The 2043-nt window shown below is 59.0% G+C and carries 1 protein-coding gene and 1 pseudogene; both read right to left on the minus strand.

Features of this window, described 5'->3' with window-relative positions:
- Positions 1–297, minus strand: a pseudogene (locus tag V6C16_RS11925) (nickel pincer cofactor biosynthesis protein LarB); the annotation flags it as partial.
- A gap of 223 nt (positions 298–520) precedes the next feature.
- Complete coding sequence (locus V6C16_RS11930) at positions 521–1831, minus strand: aldo/keto reductase (protein WP_333535979.1); 1311 nt, start codon at positions 1829–1831, stop codon at positions 521–523.
- Positions 1832–2043: the final 212 nt, after the last annotated feature.

Raw genomic sequence — 2043 nt, forward strand, 5'->3', positions numbered from 1 at the left:
CGACACCACCGCCACTTCGCCCAGCCCGGTCGCGGGCAGGCGATTTGCGAAGGCCGTGCGCGAAAGCGGGTGGTAATCATACCGATTCCGGAGTTGTTCCGGGAATGTGGCGAAAACATCCGGGTCCAGCCGGGTGAACAGGATGGGCCTGGCCGCGTCTTTACAATGCTCCTCCAGGAGCAGGCCGAGGGCTTCAACGCTTTTGCCCTCGCAAAAGACCGCTTCCGGGAGACCTATGCGGGCGGTCCTGCCGTGGTCGAAGAGGATGCCCTTGGCGGCGTCGGTTTGAATGTCCATATCGTGTCCCTACTGTCGCGGCCGGGCCGCGTATTGGTGGTTGCAAAATCGGGCCGGGTATTCCGGCATCGTGTACACGGTCTGTAACGCCCGCAGGGAACGGAACATAGATACGGAATTATCCAATTTTTGCACTATCCTGCCCAAGTGATCCGAAACTGTAAAAAAAGCCACCCGGAAGCGGGCTTTGCTTCCGGGTGGCCATGCTCTTGCCCCGGCGCTCTTACCAGCCGGAAGCGGTCTTGCCGAAATGGTCCGCCACTTTCTTGAGATTTTTTGGGATGTCGATGCCGGCCGGGCACTGGCCCGCACAGCGGTTGCAGCCATCGCAGTTTTCGGCCGCCTTGGGCATGCCTTTCATGGCCAGGCCGTAATTGGCGTGGCCGATGCGCTCCACATGCTTGAAGGCCCGGTCTACGCCGTAAAGCTGGAAGCACTGCATGATATGCACGCCCATGGGACAATGGCATTTGCCGCACTCGATACAGGGGATGTCGTTCTTGCCCTTGAGTAGTGCGCGCACCTTGTCCAGGGTCTCCACTTCCTGCGCGGTCAGGGGAATGTCCGATTCCTTGGCCGTGCGCAGGTTTTCCTCGACGTGCTCCATCTTGTTCATGCCGCTGATGCACACGCTCACTTCCGGGTTGTTCCAGACCCAGCGGAAGGCCCAGGCCGCGGGGGTACGCTTGATGCCGGTGGCGTTGAAAATCGCCAGCGCATCATCGGGCAGATGGGCCGAGAGCATGCCGCCCATCTGCGCTTCCATGGCCACAAAGCCCATATCGCGCAAGGCCGCCTGACGGATGCCGTACATGCCGGCCTGGAAGTTGATGTCATGGTAGTTGCATACGTGCTGGCAAAAGGACCAGTCGTAAAAATCCATGACTTCCTGGAACAGCTCCGGCGAATCGTGGAAGGAAAAGCCGATGTTCCGCACTTTCCCGCTGGCCTTGGCCTTGTCCAGAAAGTCCGGGAGGTCGTGTTTGATGAGCTCGCGCCACGTGTGGCCGATGATGTTGTGCACCAAGTAGAAGTCAATATGGTCCGTTTTCAGGCGCTTGAGCTGCGCGTCCAGGAATTTGTCCATGTCCGCCCGGGACGTGACCGCCCAGATGGGGAGCTTGGTGGCGATGTAGAAACGGTCGCGCCCGAACTGCTTGACGCATTCGCCCACAAAGGGTTCGCTGTCGCCGCCCTCGGACTGGATCTTGCTGTGGTACGGCCAGCTGGTGTCGATATAGTTAAGGCCGCCGTCCAGGGCCCGGCCCACCAGCTTGAGGCCCTGGGGGTAATCAATCCTGCCGTAGTCATTGTCGATGACCGGCATGCGCATGGTGCCGAAGCCGAGTACTGAGACCTTTTCGCCGGTCTTGCCGAAGGTGCGGTAACGCATGTCGGCATTAAAATTGCGAATGGACTTGGTATCGCCGGTCCTTTCGGCTGCTGCGGCCTGGAGCACAGTAGCCCCGCTGCCGACCAAAGCGCCCGCAACACCTGCAAGCGCGGCCGATTTGATAAAATTTCGCCTGTTCATCGTTGTTCCTTTGTCTGAAGGTTGGTTATGGGCTTGCAGAACGCACACCATGCCGAGCGGTGTGGTGGCGGTTTGAGTGGGAGTATTGAGATAGGTCGTCAATTTCGTACGCCATGTTAAGCGGCAATCGGCAGTTTTGGTTCCATCATCCTGCTTCTGACAAACGCCGCTGGTGAGAGATAGCCAAGTGCTGCCTGGCGTCTTTGTCGATT

It is taken from the genome of Desulfovibrio sp. 1188_IL3213 (genome assembly GCF_036763145.1).
Lineage (GTDB): Bacteria > Desulfobacterota > Desulfovibrionia > Desulfovibrionales > Desulfovibrionaceae > Desulfovibrio.

What these genes read in the sequence shown, in the direction of transcription:
- V6C16_RS11930 (WP_333535979.1), bottom strand. Translation starts at nt 1,831, where the DNA reads ATGAACAGGCGAAATTTTATCAAATCGGCCGCGCTTGCAGGTGTTGCG.